General features: G+C 70.9%; 16 protein-coding genes. 6 read left to right on the plus strand and 10 right to left on the minus strand.

The annotated features are described in order from the left end of the window. Positions 1-35: 35 nt before the first annotated feature. The 3 genes from IE124_RS06085 to IE124_RS06090 form a co-directional block, all read right to left on the minus strand. Positions 36-239, minus strand: coding sequence for a hypothetical protein (locus IE124_RS06085; protein ID WP_189505617.1), 204 nt, complete (start codon positions 237-239; stop codon positions 36-38). Between the two features lie 156 nt (positions 240-395). Further along, entirely contained in the window at positions 396-512 is a 117-nt protein-coding gene (locus IE124_RS35295) for an SGM_5486 family transporter-associated protein (RefSeq protein WP_268246706.1), read from the minus strand. A 17-nt stretch (positions 513-529) separates the two neighbouring features. Continuing rightward, positions 530-1,837, minus strand: a complete 1,308-nt coding sequence (locus IE124_RS06090; RefSeq protein ID WP_189505619.1) for a CynX/NimT family MFS transporter — start codon at positions 1,835-1,837, stop codon at positions 530-532. A gap of 77 nt (positions 1,838-1,914) precedes the next feature. Here IE124_RS06090 and IE124_RS06095 point away from each other — a divergent pair, with 77 nt between their 5' ends. Continuing rightward, complete coding sequence (locus IE124_RS06095) at positions 1,915-2,640, plus strand: FadR/GntR family transcriptional regulator (RefSeq protein WP_189505621.1); 726 nt, start codon at positions 1,915-1,917, stop codon at positions 2,638-2,640. Here the strand turns inward: IE124_RS06095 and IE124_RS06100 are convergent. The 3 genes from IE124_RS06100 to fabG all read right to left on the minus strand — a co-directional run bounded on the left by IE124_RS06100 (position 2,573) and on the right by fabG (position 4,810). Then, positions 2,573-2,995, minus strand: a complete 423-nt coding sequence (locus IE124_RS06100) for a hypothetical protein (RefSeq protein ID WP_189505622.1) — start codon at positions 2,993-2,995, stop codon at positions 2,573-2,575. The genes IE124_RS06095 and IE124_RS06100 overlap by 68 nt on opposite strands. A 313-nt stretch (positions 2,996-3,308) precedes the next feature. Next, positions 3,309-4,085 carry an enoyl-ACP reductase FabI gene (fabI, locus tag IE124_RS06105; RefSeq protein WP_150271599.1) on the minus strand — a complete coding sequence of 259 codons (777 nt, stop codon included), beginning with the start codon at positions 4,083-4,085 and terminating at the stop codon, positions 3,309-3,311. A gap of 5 nt (positions 4,086-4,090) precedes the next feature. After that, complete coding sequence (gene fabG, locus IE124_RS06110; protein ID WP_189505623.1) at positions 4,091-4,810, minus strand: 3-oxoacyl-[acyl-carrier-protein] reductase; 720 nt, start codon at positions 4,808-4,810, stop codon at positions 4,091-4,093. Between the two features lie 260 nt (positions 4,811-5,070). On the opposite strand from fabG, the gene IE124_RS06115 reads away from it, so the two are divergent. The 3 genes from IE124_RS06115 to tyrS are packed head-to-tail and all read left to right on the plus strand — an operon-like array spanning position 5,071 to position 9,312. Beyond that, positions 5,071-6,594 (plus strand): TldD/PmbA family protein, encoded by a 1,524-nt coding sequence (locus IE124_RS06115; protein ID WP_189505624.1) that lies wholly within the window; start codon positions 5,071-5,073, stop codon positions 6,592-6,594. Beyond that, complete coding sequence (locus tag IE124_RS06120) at positions 6,591-7,982, plus strand: metallopeptidase TldD-related protein (RefSeq protein ID WP_189505625.1); 1,392 nt, start codon at positions 6,591-6,593, stop codon at positions 7,980-7,982. Before IE124_RS06115 ends, IE124_RS06120 begins: the two co-directional genes overlap by 4 nt. 55 nt (positions 7,983-8,037) lie before the next feature. Then, the gene (tyrS, locus tag IE124_RS06125; RefSeq protein WP_189505626.1) at positions 8,038-9,312 is read left to right on the plus strand and encodes a tyrosine--tRNA ligase; all 1,275 of its coding nucleotides are present in this window, start codon (positions 8,038-8,040) and stop codon (positions 9,310-9,312) included. Between the two features lie 73 nt (positions 9,313-9,385). Here the strand turns inward: tyrS and IE124_RS06130 are convergent, their stop codons facing one another. Continuing rightward, complete coding sequence (locus IE124_RS06130) at positions 9,386-9,661, minus strand: GlsB/YeaQ/YmgE family stress response membrane protein (RefSeq protein ID WP_189505627.1); 276 nt, start codon at positions 9,659-9,661, stop codon at positions 9,386-9,388. Positions 9,662-9,830: 169 nt separating this feature from the next. On the opposite strand from IE124_RS06130, the gene IE124_RS06135 reads away from it, so the two are divergent. Next, positions 9,831-10,187, plus strand: coding sequence for a DUF3099 domain-containing protein (locus tag IE124_RS06135; RefSeq protein ID WP_189505629.1), 357 nt, complete (start codon positions 9,831-9,833; stop codon positions 10,185-10,187). Between the two features lie 182 nt (positions 10,188-10,369). Further along, a complete protein-coding gene (locus IE124_RS06140; protein ID WP_189505631.1) occupies positions 10,370-10,588 on the plus strand; it encodes a hypothetical protein in 219 nt (72 codons plus the stop codon). Positions 10,589-10,598: 10 nt separating this feature from the next. Here IE124_RS06140 and moaA read toward each other — a convergent pair whose 3' ends face one another. The 3 genes from moaA to IE124_RS06155 all read right to left on the minus strand — a co-directional run bounded on the left by moaA (position 10,599) and on the right by IE124_RS06155 (position 13,766). Continuing rightward, entirely contained in the window at positions 10,599-11,588 is a 990-nt protein-coding gene (gene moaA / locus IE124_RS06145) for a GTP 3',8-cyclase MoaA (protein ID WP_150271586.1), read from the minus strand. A gap of 166 nt (positions 11,589-11,754) precedes the next feature. Then, a complete protein-coding gene (locus tag IE124_RS06150) occupies positions 11,755-13,395 on the minus strand; it encodes a monocarboxylic acid transporter (protein WP_189505633.1) in 1,641 nt (546 codons plus the stop codon). Further along, complete coding sequence (locus IE124_RS06155) at positions 13,392-13,766, minus strand: DUF485 domain-containing protein (RefSeq protein ID WP_189505635.1); 375 nt, start codon at positions 13,764-13,766, stop codon at positions 13,392-13,394. The genes IE124_RS06150 and IE124_RS06155 overlap by 4 nt, the downstream gene beginning before the upstream one ends. Between the last annotated feature and the right edge of the window lie 41 nt (positions 13,767-13,807).

Below are 13,807 nucleotides of genomic sequence, written 5' to 3' on the forward strand. Positions count from 1 at the left end.
GGTCCACAGCTTCGCACGGAACGGCTTGCGGTGACTCAGGGAGCGAGCGTTTGCTGGAGCTGCTGAAGGACCCGGCCGACCCCCGGGTCGTCAGCGGTCGCCTGGGCCCCACCCGGCCCCGCTATGAGCAGGAGCAGGGCGGCGAAAGCGGCCACGGGGAGGGCGAGCGCCCACCAGGGCAGCCGGGTGTCGACGTGGGTCGGCAGGGGCCGGGTGCTGGTGTCCGTACGGGCCGACATGGCCGCCTCCGAGGGGTGGGAGAACCGTGCGCCGGCGTATGCGGCGGTTGTCTCCAACCTACGGATCGGGAGTCCGCCGGCCCATCAGGTGATCCACCCACTTCACCCTGACACTCTCCCCCTAGGGGATGCGGGGGTTTTCCCCACCCCCGGTGGTCACGGGGAGGCGATGGAGGCGATCACACCGATGACCACCGTGATGCCGAGCATCGCGCCGAGCACGATGAGCAGCTTCTTCTGGCCGTTCTGGGGATTGGGTTCGAGGACTGGCATGGAACCAGTCTCGCATCTCAGCATTCGTCCTCGACCGTCCGGTCCCGCCCCGCGAGGGTTCCGATGACCATCTGCGGGACCATCAGGCCGCCCATGAGGGCGATGGGCAGTCCCCAGCCGCCGCTGTGCTGGTAGAGGACGCCGACGAGGAGGGGACCGGGGATGGAGATGAGGTAGCCGACGCTCTGGGCGAAGGCGGAGAGGCGGACGACGCCGGCACCGGTCCGCGAGCGCATCCCGATCATGGTGAGGGCGAGCGGGAAGGCGCAGTTGGAGACGCCGAGCAGGACCGCCCAGACCCAGGCTCCGGCGGCCGGGGCGAAGAAGAGGCCGGTGTAGCCGGTGAGGCCGCAGAGGCCGAGCGCGACGACGATCGGTCCCTGGGTCTTCATCCGGGTCGCGAGCCGGGGGATGACGAAGGCGAGCGGGACGCCCATGACCATGGTGACGGCGAGGAGGACGCCCGCGGTGGAGGCGGGGACGCCGGCGTCGCGGAAGATCTGCGGCATCCAGCCCATCGTGATGTAGGCGCCGGTGGCCTGGAGGCCGAAGAAGCAGCCGAGGGCCCAGGCGGTGCGGCTGCGGGTGACGCGCGGCGCGGGGGCCTCCGTCGCGGTGGTGGCCCTGGCCGGTTCGGGGGTGCGGTCCCGGTCGCGCACGAGCGGGATCCAGGGCAGGACGGCCAGTGCGGCGACGGCCGCCCAGACGCCGAGGCCGATGCGCCAGTCGCCGCCGAGGGCGGCGGTCATCGGGACGGTCGCGGCCGCGGCGACGGAGGTGCCGAGGGCGAGGGCCATGGAGTAGAGACCGGTCATGGTGCCGATGCGGTCGGGAAAGTACCGCTTGACGATGACCGGCATCAGGACGTTGCTGACGGCGATGCCCATGAGGGCGAGGGCGCTGGCGGCGAGGAAGGCGACGGTGCCGCCGGCGAGGGGCCGCAGGATCAGGCCCGTGAGGATCGCGGCCATGCCCGCGCAGACGACGGCGGCGGGGCCGAAGCGGCGCGCCAGGCGGGGGGCCGTGATGCCGAAGATCGCGAAGCAGAGCGGGGGGACCGAGGTGAGGACGCCGGCCACGGTGCCGCTCATGTGGAGGTCCGCGCTGACCTCTTCGAGGAGGGCGCCGAGGCTGGTGATGGCGGGGCGCAGGTTCAGGGCGGCGAGGACGAGGCCGACGGTGACGAGGCCGAGGGTCCAGCGCTGCGCCCGCCCCGCCGCGGGAGAATCGCCGGGGACGGCGGCTCCGGGCGGGGCCGTGGTGGCCGCCGGAACGGTTGTCGTGGCCGGTCGTGCGGGGTCGAGGGTCTTCGGCTCGTCAGGCATGGGGTCATCATAGAATCATGGGATGATTGGTTGTCCAATCTCGAACGGTTCGATCTCGAACGAATGGAAGGTGTTCCATGGCCCTCGGTCATCCGCGGCGCGCAGGACTCTCCGATCAGGTGATCACCGAGCTGCGGAACCAGATCACCTCCGGGGAGTGGCCGGTGGGTTCGCGCATCCCGACCGAGCCGGAGCTGGTCGAGCAGTTGGGCGTGGCCCGCAACACCGTGCGCGAGGCCGTCCGGGCGCTCGCGCACAACGGACTGCTCGACATCCGCCAGGGCTCGGGGACGTACGTCGTCGCCACCAGCGAGCTGGCGGGCGTCATGCACCGGCGTTTCGCCGGCTCCGACCCCCGGCACGTCGCCGAGCTGCGCTCGACCCTGGAGTCCGCTGCCGCGCGCTTCGCGGCGGAGCGGCGCACGGAGCGGGACCTGAAGCAGCTCGACGCGCTGCTCGCACGCCGCGAGGAGGCGTGGGAGTCGGGTGACGCGGAGCGGTTCGTGACGGTCGACGCGGCCTTCCACCACGCGGTCGTGGCCGCCTCGGGCAACGACGTGCTGACGGAGCTCTACGCGGACCTGGGCGATCTCCTGCGGGACTGGCTGCGCGACGACGTCGGGCAGGAGCTGCGGCCGGAGAACCACATGGACCACGCGCGCCTGGTGGACGCGATCCGTGCGGGCGACGCCGAGCGGGCCGGGACGGAGGCGGCCGGCTACCCCTTCATGTGCCTCAAGAGCCCCGTACCGGAGCCGGTTCCCGCGCCGGAGACGGTTCCGGCTCCGCCGGCTGGTGCGTGACCCAGGCGGACCGGACCTCCTTCCAGCAGCGGCCGGAGATCTGGGCGTAGTCCGCGGGGCCGACGTCGACGGGGGCGCTGTCGGTGTCGACGTCCCACCAGCGGTCGCACTCGACGTGAAGCCGGACGCGGTCGGTGCCGGGGTACGGGTTCTGGCAGTACGCGGTGACGCGGGAGCCCTGGACGACGGTGCGGCAGGACGCCCCGAAGTTCTCCAGCTCGTCCGCGGGCGGGGCGGCCGCGGGGAGCTCCTCGGCCGGGGCGGGAGCGGCTCGCACCTCGGCGGCGACGGCGATCCCGGTGAGCAGAACGGCGACCGAGGCGAACGCGCCGAGCCCGTGACGTATCGCGCGCATGCCCGTACCTCCTCCCCGTCAGCAGCAGAACATCACGCTCTGCCCCAGTCTGGGGTGATTCGCGCTACTTTTCGAGTCGGGAGCGATCGGGCCTGGTCGCGGGCCGGATCGGGACCTGGCCGAGGGCCTGACCGCGGGCCTTGGCAGGGGGCCGGATGACGGGCCTTGGCAGGGGGCCGGATGACGGGCCTGGTCGCGGGCCGGATGACGGCCCCTGGCGGCGGGCCTCGCCCCGGCACGGAAAAGGCCCGCGCGTCCGCCCCTGCGGAGGGGGAACGCGCGGGCCTTCTGCCCAGCGGCGCGGAGCGGGCGCTTACGCGCCGATCGCGTGCAGACCGCCGTCGACGTGGATGATCTCGCCGGTCGTCTTCGGGAACCAGTCGGAGAGCAGCGCCACGACGCCACGGCCGGCCGGCTCCGGGTCCTCGAGCTTCCACTCCAGCGGGGAGCGGCTGTCCCACACCGCGGCCAGCTCGCCGAAGCCCGGAATGGACTTCGCGGCCATCGAACCGATCGGGCCCGCCGAGATCAGGTTGCAGCGGATGTTCTGCTTGCCCAGGTCACGGGCCATGTAGCGGCTGGTGGCCTCCAGGGCGGCCTTGGCCGGGCCCATCCAGTCGTACTGCGGCCAGGCGAACTTCGCGTCAAAGGTGAGGCCGACGACGGAGCCGCCCTCGCTCATCAGCGGCAGCAGCGCCATCGTCAGCGACTTCAGGGAGAAGGCGGAGACGTGCATGGCGGTGGCCACGGACTCGAACGGCGTGTTGAGGAAGTTGCCGCCGAGGGCGTCCTGCGGAGCGAAGCCGATCGAGTGGACGATGCCGTCGAGGCGGTCGCCCAGGTGCTCACGGACCTGGCCCTCCAGGCGGGCGAGGTGCTCGTCGTTGGAGACGTCGAGCTCCAGCACCTTGACCTTGTCGGGGTGGGGCAGCTTCTTGGCGATGCGCTCGGTCAGCGTCGGCCGCGGCCAGGCGGTGAGGATGATCTCCGCACCCTGCTCCTGGGCCAGCTTCGCGGTGTGGAAGGCGATGGAGGACTCCATCAGCACACCCGTGATCAGGATGCGCTTGCCCTCGAGGATTCCGCTCATGGTGATCAGTGACCCATGCCCAATCCGCCGTCAACCGGGATGACGGCTCCAGTGATGTACGAGGCGTCGTCGGAGGAGAGGAACTTCACCGCGGCGGCGATCTCCTCCGGCTGCGCGTAACGGCCCAGCGGCACCTGGGACACGATGCCCGCGCGCTGCTCGTCGGTGAGGACCGCGGTCATGTCGGTGTCGACGAAACCAGGGGCGACGACGTTGAACGTGATGTTGCGCGAGCCGAGCTCACGCGCGAGGGAACGGGCGAAGCCGACCAGGCCGGCCTTGGAGGCGGCGTAGTTGGCCTGGCCCGCGGAGCCCAGCAGACCGACGACCGAGGAGATCAGGACGACGCGGCCCTTCTTGGCCCGCAGCATGCCGCGGTTGGCGCGCTTCACGACCCGGAAGGTGCCGGTCAGGTTGGTGTCGACGACGGACGTGAAGTCCTCCTCCGACATGCGCATGAGGAGCTGGTCCTTCGTCACGCCGGCGTTGGCCACGAGGACCTCGACCGGACCGTGCTTCTCCTCGATCTCCTTGTACGCCTGCTCCACCTGCTCGCCGTCGGTGATGTCGCACTTGACGGGCAGGCAGCCGAGCTCGACCAGGGCGGCCGGGGGCTCGCCGGAGCGGTACGTGATCGCGACCTTGTCGCCGGCCTCGGCGAACGCGCGGGCGATGGCGAGGCCGATGCCCCGGTTTCCTCCGGTGACGAGAACCGAGCGGCTCAACGGATCACCCTTTCGATAGCGGTCTGGTAGCCGAAAACCTATCGGTATCGCTCCCGACATGAGGAATCGACCTCCGACAGTGGCGTAGGGGCGTCACTGTCGGATCCCTACAGCTCGGAGTGGGTACGGGTCTGCCGGGGAGCGCCCGGGGAGCGGCCCGTGGGGAGCGCTCGTAATGGGCCCACTCGGCCGCCTTTCCCATGATTGACTTCCGGAACAGCTCAACCGCCGTCTTCCGATCACCGAGAGCGAGGCCGCTCGTGGTCCATCAGATCGACCCTTCGTTCGTCGCGCTGCCCCTGCGGGCGCTCGCCGACGCGGCGCTCGCCCGGGCGCGTGCGCTCGGCGCCGAGCACGCGGACTTCCGCCTGGAGCGGGTGCGCAGCGCCTCGTGGCGGCTGCGGGACGCCAAACCGTCCGGTTCCTCGGACACCACCGACCTCGGCTACGCGGTGCGGGTGGTGCACGGCGGGGCCTGGGGCTTCGCGTCCGGGGTCGACCTGACCATGGACGGGGCGGCGAAGGTCGCCTCGCAGGCGGTCGCCATGGCGAAGCTGTCGGCCAAGGTGATCGCGGCGGCGGGCTCCGACGAGCGCGTGGAGCTGGCCGAGGAGCCGGTGCACTCGGAGCGCACCTGGGTCTCCTCGTACGAGATCGACCCCTTCTCCGTCCCCGCCGAGGAGAAGAGCGCGCTGCTCGCCGACTGGAGCGCGCGGCTGCTGCGGGCGGAGGGCGTGGCGCACGTGGACGCCTCGCTGCTCACCGTCCACGAGAACAAGTTCTATGCGGACACGGCGGGCACGGTCACGACCCAGCAGCGCGTCCGGCTGCACCCGCAGTTCACGGCGGTCGCCGTCGACGGGACGACCGGTGAGTTCGACTCGATGCGGACGATCGCGCCGCCGGTCGGGCGGGGCTGGGAGTACCTGACGGGCACCGGCTGGGACTGGGACAAGGAGCTGGACGAGATCCCGGGGCTCCTCGCCGAGAAGATGCGGGCGCCGAGCGTCGAGGCCGGGCGGTACGACCTGGTCGTGGACCCGTCGAACCTCTGGCTGACGATCCACGAGTCGATCGGGCACGCCACCGAGCTGGACCGGGCCCTCGGCTACGAGGCGGCCTACGCGGGCACCTCCTTCGCCACCTTCGACCAGCTGGGCAAGCTGGCGTACGGCTCGTCGATCATGAACGTGACGGGTGACCGCACCGCCGAGCACGGGCTCGCGACCATCGGTTACGACGACGAGGGCGTCGAGGCGCAGTCCTGGGACCTGGTGAAGGACGGCACGCTCGTCGGCTACCAGCTGGACCGGCGGATCGCGAAGCTCACGGGCCTCGGCCGCTCGAACGGCTGCGCGTTCGCGGACTCCCCCGGGCACGTGCCGGTGCAGCGGATGGCGAACGTCTCGCTGCAGCCGGACCCGGGCGGTCTGTCGACCGAGGACCTGATCGGCGGGGTCGAGCGGGGCATCTACGTGGTCGGCGACCGGTCGTGGTCGATCGACATGCAGCGCTACAACTTCCAGTTCACCGGGCAGCGCTTCTTCCGCATCGAGAACGGCCGGCTCGCCGGACAGCTGCGGGACGTGGCGTACCAGGCGACGACGACCGACTTCTGGGGCTCGATGGAGCAGGTCGGCGGCCCGCAGACGTACGTCCTCGGCGGCGCCTTCAACTGCGGCAAGGCCCAGCCGGGCCAGGTCGCCGCGGTCTCCCACGGCTGCCCCTCCGCCCTCTTCCGGGGCGTCAACATCCTTAACACGACGCAGGAGGCCGGTCGATGAGCCGCGTCAGCAAGCCGTACGAGATCGTCGAGCGGGCGCTTGAGCTGTCCCGTGCCGACGGGTGTGTCGTCATCGCCGACGAGGAGTCCTCGGCCAATCTGCGCTGGGCCGGGAACGCGCTGACCACCAACGGCGTCACCCGCGGACGCACCCTCACCGTCATCGCGACCGTCGACGGCGCCCAGGGCACCGCCTCCGGTGTCGTCTCCCGGTCGGCCGTCACCGTCGACGACCTGGAGCCGCTGGTCCGGGCCGCCGAGGCCGCCGCGAAGGCCGCCGGGCCCGCCGAGGACGCGCAGCCGCTGGTCGAGGGCGTGCCCTCCTCCCCCGACTTCACGGACGCCCCGGCCGAGACCTCCTCCGCCGTCTTCGCCGACTTCGCCCCGGCGCTCGGCGAGGCCTTCGCCCGGGCCCTGGCGGGCGGCCGTGAGCTCTACGGCTTCGCCAACCACGAGCTGACCTCGACCTACCTGGGTACGTCGACGGGGCTGCGGCTCCGGCACGACCAGCCCAACGGGACGCTGGAGCTCAACGCCAAGTCGCCCGACCGGTCGCGCTCCGCCTGGGCAGGGCGCTCGACACGGGACTTCAAGGACGTCGACCCTGCCGCGCTCGACGCGGAGCTGGCGACCCGGCTCGGCTGGGCGGAGCGGCGGATCGAGCTGCCCGCCGGGCGGTACGAGACGCTGCTGCCGCCGACGGCGGTGGCCGACCTGATGATCTACCAGCTGTGGTCGTCCACGGCCCGGGACGCGGTGGAGGGCCGTACGGTCTTCTCCAAGCCCGGTGGCGGCACCCGGCTCGGCGAGACCCTCTCCCCGCTGCCGCTGACCCTGCGCAGCGACCCGAACGAGCCGGGCCTGGAGTCCGCGCCGTTCGTGATCGCGCACTCGTCCGGCGACGACTCCTCGGTCTTCGACAACGGTCTGCCGGTCGGGCCGATCGACTGGGTGAAGGCGGGCGCCCTGTCGCACCTGATCACCACCCGGCACACCGCGGGACTCACTCGGTTGCCCGTGGCGCCCGGGGCGGGGAACCTGATCCTGGACGGCGGCGGCGAGCGCTCCCTGGAGGAGATGGTCGCCTCGACCGAGCGCGGCCTGCTGCTGACCTGCCTCTGGTACATCCGCGAGGTCGACCCGGCGACGCTGCTGCTGACCGGGCTGACCCGGGACGGCGTGTACCTCGTCGAGAACGGCGAGGTCGTCGGCGAGGTGAACAACTTCCGCTTCAACGAGTCGCCGGTGGACCTGCTGTCGCGGGCCTCGGAGGCGGGCCGGACGGAGAAGACGCTTCCGCGCGAGTGGAGCGACTGGTTCACCCGGGCCGCGATGCCCGCCCTGCGGGTGCCGGACTTCAACATGAGCTCGGTCAGCAAGGGGGTCTGACCCACCGCCTAGACTGAGGCGTCGTACCACCAACAACCTGAGGAGACTGACGGTCGTGACGGACATCGTCGACGAGCTGAAGTGGCGTGGGCTCTTCGCCCAGTCCACCGATGAGGACGCACTGCGCAAGGCTCTCGCGGACGGCCCCGTCACGTTCTATTGCGGTTTCGACCCGACCGCGGCCAGTCTCCACGTCGGCCACCTGGTCCAGGTGCTCACCGTGCGCCGGCTCCAGCAGGCCGGGCACCGGCCGCTGGCGCTGGTCGGCGGGGCCACCGGGCAGATCGGTGACCCGCGGCCGACGGCCGAGCGCACCCTGAACGACCCGGAGACGGTCGCGAACTGGGTGAACCGGCTGCGCTCACAGATCGAGCCCTTCCTCTCCTTCGAGGGGGAGAACGCGGCGGTCATGGTGAACAACCTGGACTGGACCGCCGGGCTTTCGGCGATCGAGTTCCTGCGGGACATCGGCAAGCACTTCCGGGTCAACAAGATGCTGACCAAGGACTCCGTCGCCCGGCGCCTGGAGTCCGAGCAGGGCATCAGCTACACGGAGTTCAGCTACCAGCTGCTCCAGGCCATGGACTTCCTGGAGCTGTACCGCCGCTACGGCTGCGTCCTCCAGCAGGGCGGCTCGGACCAGTGGGGCAACCTGGTGGCCGGTCTCGACCTGATCCACCGCCTGGAGCCGGGCGCGGACGTCCACGCGCTCGCGACGCCGCTGATGGTCAAGGCGGACGGCACCAAGTTCGGCAAGACCGAGGGCGGGGCCGTCTGGCTGGACCCGGAGATGACCACGCCGTACGCGTTCTACCAGTTCTGGCTGAACGTCGACGACCGCGACATCTCGACGTACATGCGGATCCTCTCCTTCAGGTCCCGCGAGGAGCTGGAGGAGCTGGAGGCGCAGACCGCCGAGCGGCCGCAGGCGCGCGCCGCCCAGCGGGCGCTCGCCGAGGAGCTCACCACGCTCGTGCACGGCGCGGAGCAGTGCGCGGCCGTCATCAACGCCTCGAAGGCGCTGTTCGGGCAGGGCGACCTGGCCGAGCTGGACGGGGCGACGCTCGCCGCCGCACTGTCCGAGCTGCCGCACGCGCGCGTGACCGAGCTCGGCCAGGTCGTCGACCTGTTCACCGAGGTCGGGCTCGCCCCGAGCAAGTCGGGCGCTCGCCGCACGGTGAAGGAGGGCGGGGCGTACGTGAACAACGTGAAGGTCACCGCCGAGGACGCCGAGGTGTCGGCGGACGAGCTGCTGCACGGCCGCTGGCTGGTGCTGCGGCGCGGCAAGAAGAACCTGGCGGCGATCGAGTTCGCCGGCGCGGAGGGCTGATCCGCCCGCACGCCGAAGAGGCCCGGTACGGCAGCTCAGCTGCCGTACCGGGCCTCCCGGTTTCACGGGTGTGTCACGCCCGCTGTCTGTTCCCCTTCATCGAGGCCCAGATCATGTCGCCCACCCCGACCACGGCGACGGCGCCGATCAGCTGGAGCAGGTGGCGGGTCCAGTCGATGCCCTTGGTGTCGTTGACGCCGATCCAGGTCGCGACCGCGTTGCCGAGGACGCTGCCCAGAATGCCGAACACGGTCGTCAGCCAGAGCGGGATCTGCTGCTTCCCCGGCAGGATCGCCTTCGCGATCAGGCCGAGGACGAATCCCACGATGATCGCCCACAACCAACTCATCGTCGCCTCCTTTTGCGCACGTGGGCCCAGTCTCGGTCCGCCCGCCATTCGGCGCATGTCGGACACCTCCATCCGTGCCCCGGTCTCGTCGGCGCGGAGGGCCGGGCGTACGGTGGAGTGAGGTCCGGGCCGGGGAGGGTCCGGCACGACCGGTGGGTGGTGGACGGCGATGCCGAAGAACGGCGGAACCGAGGTCTTCCGGATCACGGGGGCCCGGCAGGGGCTCACCGACGACGTCCGGGGACGGCAGCGGCGGTACATCATCTCGATGACGGTCCGGACGCTCTCCGTGATCGCCGCGGCGGTGCTGTGGAACGTCGAACGGCACGTGGCGATCGTGGCGCTCGCCCTCGGGATCCTGCTCCCCTATATCGCCGTGGTCATCGCGAACGCGGGGCGGGAGTCGGCGCCGTCCCTTCCCTCCACCTTCGTACCGGCTCCGGTGCGTCCCGCGCTCGGCGCGGCGGGGACGGCGGAGGCGGCGGAGGGTGCCGGGGCGGAGGCTCCGTACGGCGGCCGGAACTGATCACGGACAGTGGCCGGAAACCTCAAGAAAAGCTCAGATCAATCATGACGTTCCAGTGCACCGCACCCCATGTGCCGTGACATACTGCCTACGCGCTCCGCATCCCCCGTCGGAGCGACGGACCGATGCCGGGCAGCTCCCCCCGTGGCTGCCCGGCATCGCCCTTGCTGGACAATGATCGGGTGAGCGAAGAGAAGCCGATCTGTTCCGCCAAGGGCTGCCGCGTCGACGCCGTCTGGGTCCTCGCGTGGAACAACCCCAAGCTGCACACGCCCGAGCGGCGCAAGACGTGGCTCGCGTGCGAAGAACACCGCGAGCACCTCTCCCAGTTCCTGGGGGTACGGGGTTTCCTCAAGGACGTCGTCCCGCTGAGCGAGTGGGAGCAGCCGGCCGAGGGCTGAGGCCCCGGTCTCAGCCGCCGATCGCCGACATCGGGCGGTCCGGCTGGAGGAAGCTCGGGTCGTCGAGGCCCGAGCCGGCCTTCTTGCCCCACATGGCCTGCTTCCAGATCCGCGCGACCTCCTCGTCCGGCGCGTCCGAGCGGAGCGTGGCCCGCAGGTCCGTCTCCTCGGTGGCGAAGAGGCAGGTGCGCACCTGTCCGTCGGCGGTGAGCCGGGTGCGGTCGCAGGCTCGGCAGAACGGGCGGGTGACGGAGGCGATGACGCCCACCGTGTGCGGTCCGCCGTCGACGACCCAGCGCTCGGCGGGGGCGGAGCCGCGCTCGTCGGCGCCCTCGGCGGTCAGGGTGAAGCGGGTGCGGAGGGACTCCAGGATGTCCCCTGCGGTGATCATGCCGTCGCGCTTCCAGCCGTGCTGGGCGTCGAGGGGCATCTGCTCGATGAAGCGGAGCTCGTAACCCTCCTCGATCGCCCAGGCGAGCAGGTCGGGGGCCTCGTCGGCGTTGAGCCCGGGCATCAGGACCGCGTTGACCTTCACCGGGGTGAGGCCGGCGTCCCGCGCGGCGGCCATGCCGTCGAGGACGTCGCGGTGGCGGTCGCGGCGGGTGAGGGTCTTGAAGACCTCGGGGCGCAGGGTGTCCAGGGAGACATTGACCCGGTCCAGGCCGGCGGCCTTGAGGGCGGTGGCCGTGCGCTTGAGCCCGATGCCGTTCGTCGTGAGGGACATGCGGGGGCGGGGCTCCAGGGCGGCGCAGCGCTCGACGATCCCGACGAGGCCGGGGCGGAGCAGCGGCTCGCCGCCCGTGAAGCGGACCTCGGTGACGCCGAGGTCGGTGACGGCGATGCGGATCAGCCGGACGATCTCGTCGTCGGTGAGGAGATCCGGCTTCGCGAGCCACTGCAGGCCCTCTTCCGGCATGCAGTACGTGCAGCGCAGGTTGCACCGGTCGGTGAGCGAGACGCGCAGGTCGGTGGCGACCCTGCCGTAGGTGTCGATGAGCACTGTGGGCCCCCTCCCCGTCTTGCGGATGCGTGTGATGCCGAGCCTACGTGAGGCCACCGACAAGAAGCAGGGGCAGATTGTCACGGGACCGGAGCGGCCGCGTCGTAGAACCCTACGACGCGGCCGGTGGATCGCTGCGGACCGTGCACGAGACGTCGCGCTCCGGTCAGTGCTTGACCGCGGCGGCCACCCCGACGCCGGTGAGGGACTTGACCTCCAGCTCCGCGTACTTGCCGGCGTCCGGCTCCTCCTTGGAGAGGAGCGAGCCGAGCCAGCCGAGGAGGAAGCCGAGCGGGATCGAGACGAGGCCGGGGTTCTCCAGCGGGAACCAGTGGAAGTCCACGCCCTTGAACATCGAGGCCGGTCCGCCGGAGACGACCGGCGAGAAGAGGACGAGCACGACGGAGGAGATCAGTCCGCCGTAGATCGACCAGAGCGCTCCCTGGGTGGTGAACCGCTTCCAGAAGAGCGAGTAGAGGATCGTCGGCAGGTTGGCCGAGGCGGCGACCGCGAAGGCGAGGGCGACCAGGCCGGCGACGTTGAGGTCGCGGGCGAGGGCGCCGAGTGCGATCGAGACGATGCCGATGAGGACGGTGGACCAGCGGGCGGCCCGCATCTCCTCCTTCTCTGTGGCCTTCCCCCGCTTGATCACGTTCGCGTAGATGTCGTGCGCGAAGGACGAGGAGGAGGCCAGCGTCAGTCCGGCGACCACGGCGAGGATGGTGGCGAAGGCGACGGCGGAGATGACGGCGAGGAGGATCGCGCCGCCGGTGGAGCCGGCGCCGCCGCCGACCTCCAGGGCGGTGAGCGGGGCCGCCGTGTTGCCCGCCTTGTTGGACGCCTTGATGGTGTCGCCGCTGAGCAGGGCGGCGGCGCCGAAGCCGAGGACGATCGTCATCAGGTAGAAGGCGCCGATGATGCCGATGGCCCAGTTGACCGACTTACGGGCGGCCTTGGCGGTCGGCACCGTGTAGAAGCGGATCAGGATGTGCGGCAGGCCGGCCGTGCCGAGGACGAGCGCGATGCCGAGGGAGAGGAAGTCCAGCTTCGAGAGGGCGCTGACGCCGTACTTGAGGCCGGGGTCCAGGAAGGCGTCGCCCTTGCCGCTGTTGGTGGCGGCCGCGCCGAGCAGCTCGGAGATGTTGAAGTTGAACTTGAGGAGGATGAGGAAGGTGATCAGGAGGGTGCCCGCGATGAGCAGGACCGCCTTGACCATCTGCACCCAGGTGGTGCCCTTCATGCCGCCGATCGTCACGTACACGATCATCAGGACGCCGACGAGGGCGACGATCGCGATCTTGCCGCCGTCGCTGGTGATGCCGAGCAGCAGCGAGACGAGCACGCCCGCGCCCGCCATCTGCGCGAGCAGGTAGAAGATCGAGACGACGATGGTGGAGGTGCCGGCGGCGGTCCTGACGGGGCGCTGGCGCATCCGGTAGGCGAGGACGTCGCCCATCGTGAACCGGCCGGAGTTGCGCAGGGGCTCGGCGACCAGGAGCAGGGCGACGAGCCAGGCGACGAGGAAGCCGATCGAGTAGAGGAAGCCGTCGTAGCCGTAGAGGGCGATGGCGCCGCTGATGCCGAGGAAGGACGCGGCGGACATGTAGTCGCCGGAGATCGCGAGGCCGTTCTGGAAGCCGGTGAACTGGCCGCCGCCGGCGTAGAAGTCGGCGGTGCTGCGGGTCTGGCGGCCGGCCCAGACGGTGATGACCAGGGTCGCCACGACGAAGGCGCCGAACAGGGCGATGATCAGCGGCCGGTGCTCGCTGGTGGCGTTGCCCGCCGCGAGCAGGACGGTGGAGCTCATGCGTCGCCCTCCATACGGTTCCGGATGGCCTCGGCGCGGGGGTCGAGGCTGTTCGCGGCGTGCCGCGAGTAGAGCCAGGCGATGAGGAAGGTGGTCAGGAACTGGCCGAGGCCCAGGACCAGCGCCACGTTGATGTTGCCGAAGAGCCTGGTGCTCATGAAGTCGCCCGCGTAGTTGGAAAGCAGCACGTAGAGCAGGTACCAGGCGATGAAGGCGAGGGTGAGGGGGAAGGCGAAGGAGCGGTAGGTGCGGCGCAGTTCGCCGAACTCCTCGCCCTCCTGCACCTCGACGAACTGCTCCGTCGTGGGCGACACCGGACCGTGGTCGGTGTCCGTTCCGTTTCTGGGCGGCGGCGGTGCTTCGGTAGCCACGGAATCTCCTCGTGACGCGGGGACGGACGGCATGCTCAAGG

Origin of the sequence: Streptomyces narbonensis (genome assembly GCF_014649015.1) — a bacterium.
Lineage (GTDB): Bacteria > Actinomycetota > Actinomycetes > Streptomycetales > Streptomycetaceae > Streptomyces > Streptomyces narbonensis.

What these genes read in the sequence shown, in the direction of transcription:
- IE124_RS06095 (WP_189505621.1), top strand. Translation starts at nt 1,915, where the DNA reads ATGGCCCTCGGTCATCCGCGGCGCGCAGGACTCTCCGATCAGGTGATC.
- IE124_RS06090 (WP_189505619.1), bottom strand. Translation starts at nt 1,837, where the DNA reads ATGCCTGACGAGCCGAAGACCCTCGACCCCGCACGACCGGCCACGACA.
- IE124_RS06085 (WP_189505617.1), bottom strand. Translation starts at nt 239, where the DNA reads ATGTCGGCCCGTACGGACACCAGCACCCGGCCCCTGCCGACCCACGTC.
- IE124_RS06150 (WP_189505633.1), bottom strand. Translation starts at nt 13,395, where the DNA reads ATGAGCTCCACCGTCCTGCTCGCGGCGGGCAACGCCACCAGCGAGCAC.
- fabI (WP_150271599.1), bottom strand. Translation starts at nt 4,085, where the DNA reads ATGAGCGGAATCCTCGAGGGCAAGCGCATCCTGATCACGGGTGTGCTG.
- IE124_RS35295 (WP_268246706.1), bottom strand. Translation starts at nt 512, where the DNA reads ATGCCAGTCCTCGAACCCAATCCCCAGAACGGCCAGAAGAAGCTGCTC.
- IE124_RS06135 (WP_189505629.1), top strand. Translation starts at nt 9,831, where the DNA reads ATGCCGAAGAACGGCGGAACCGAGGTCTTCCGGATCACGGGGGCCCGG.
- IE124_RS06100 (WP_189505622.1), bottom strand. Translation starts at nt 2,995, where the DNA reads ATGCGCGCGATACGTCACGGGCTCGGCGCGTTCGCCTCGGTCGCCGTT.
- IE124_RS06130 (WP_189505627.1), bottom strand. Translation starts at nt 9,661, where the DNA reads ATGAGTTGGTTGTGGGCGATCATCGTGGGATTCGTCCTCGGCCTGATC.
- IE124_RS06120 (WP_189505625.1), top strand. Translation starts at nt 6,591, where the DNA reads ATGAGCCGCGTCAGCAAGCCGTACGAGATCGTCGAGCGGGCGCTTGAG.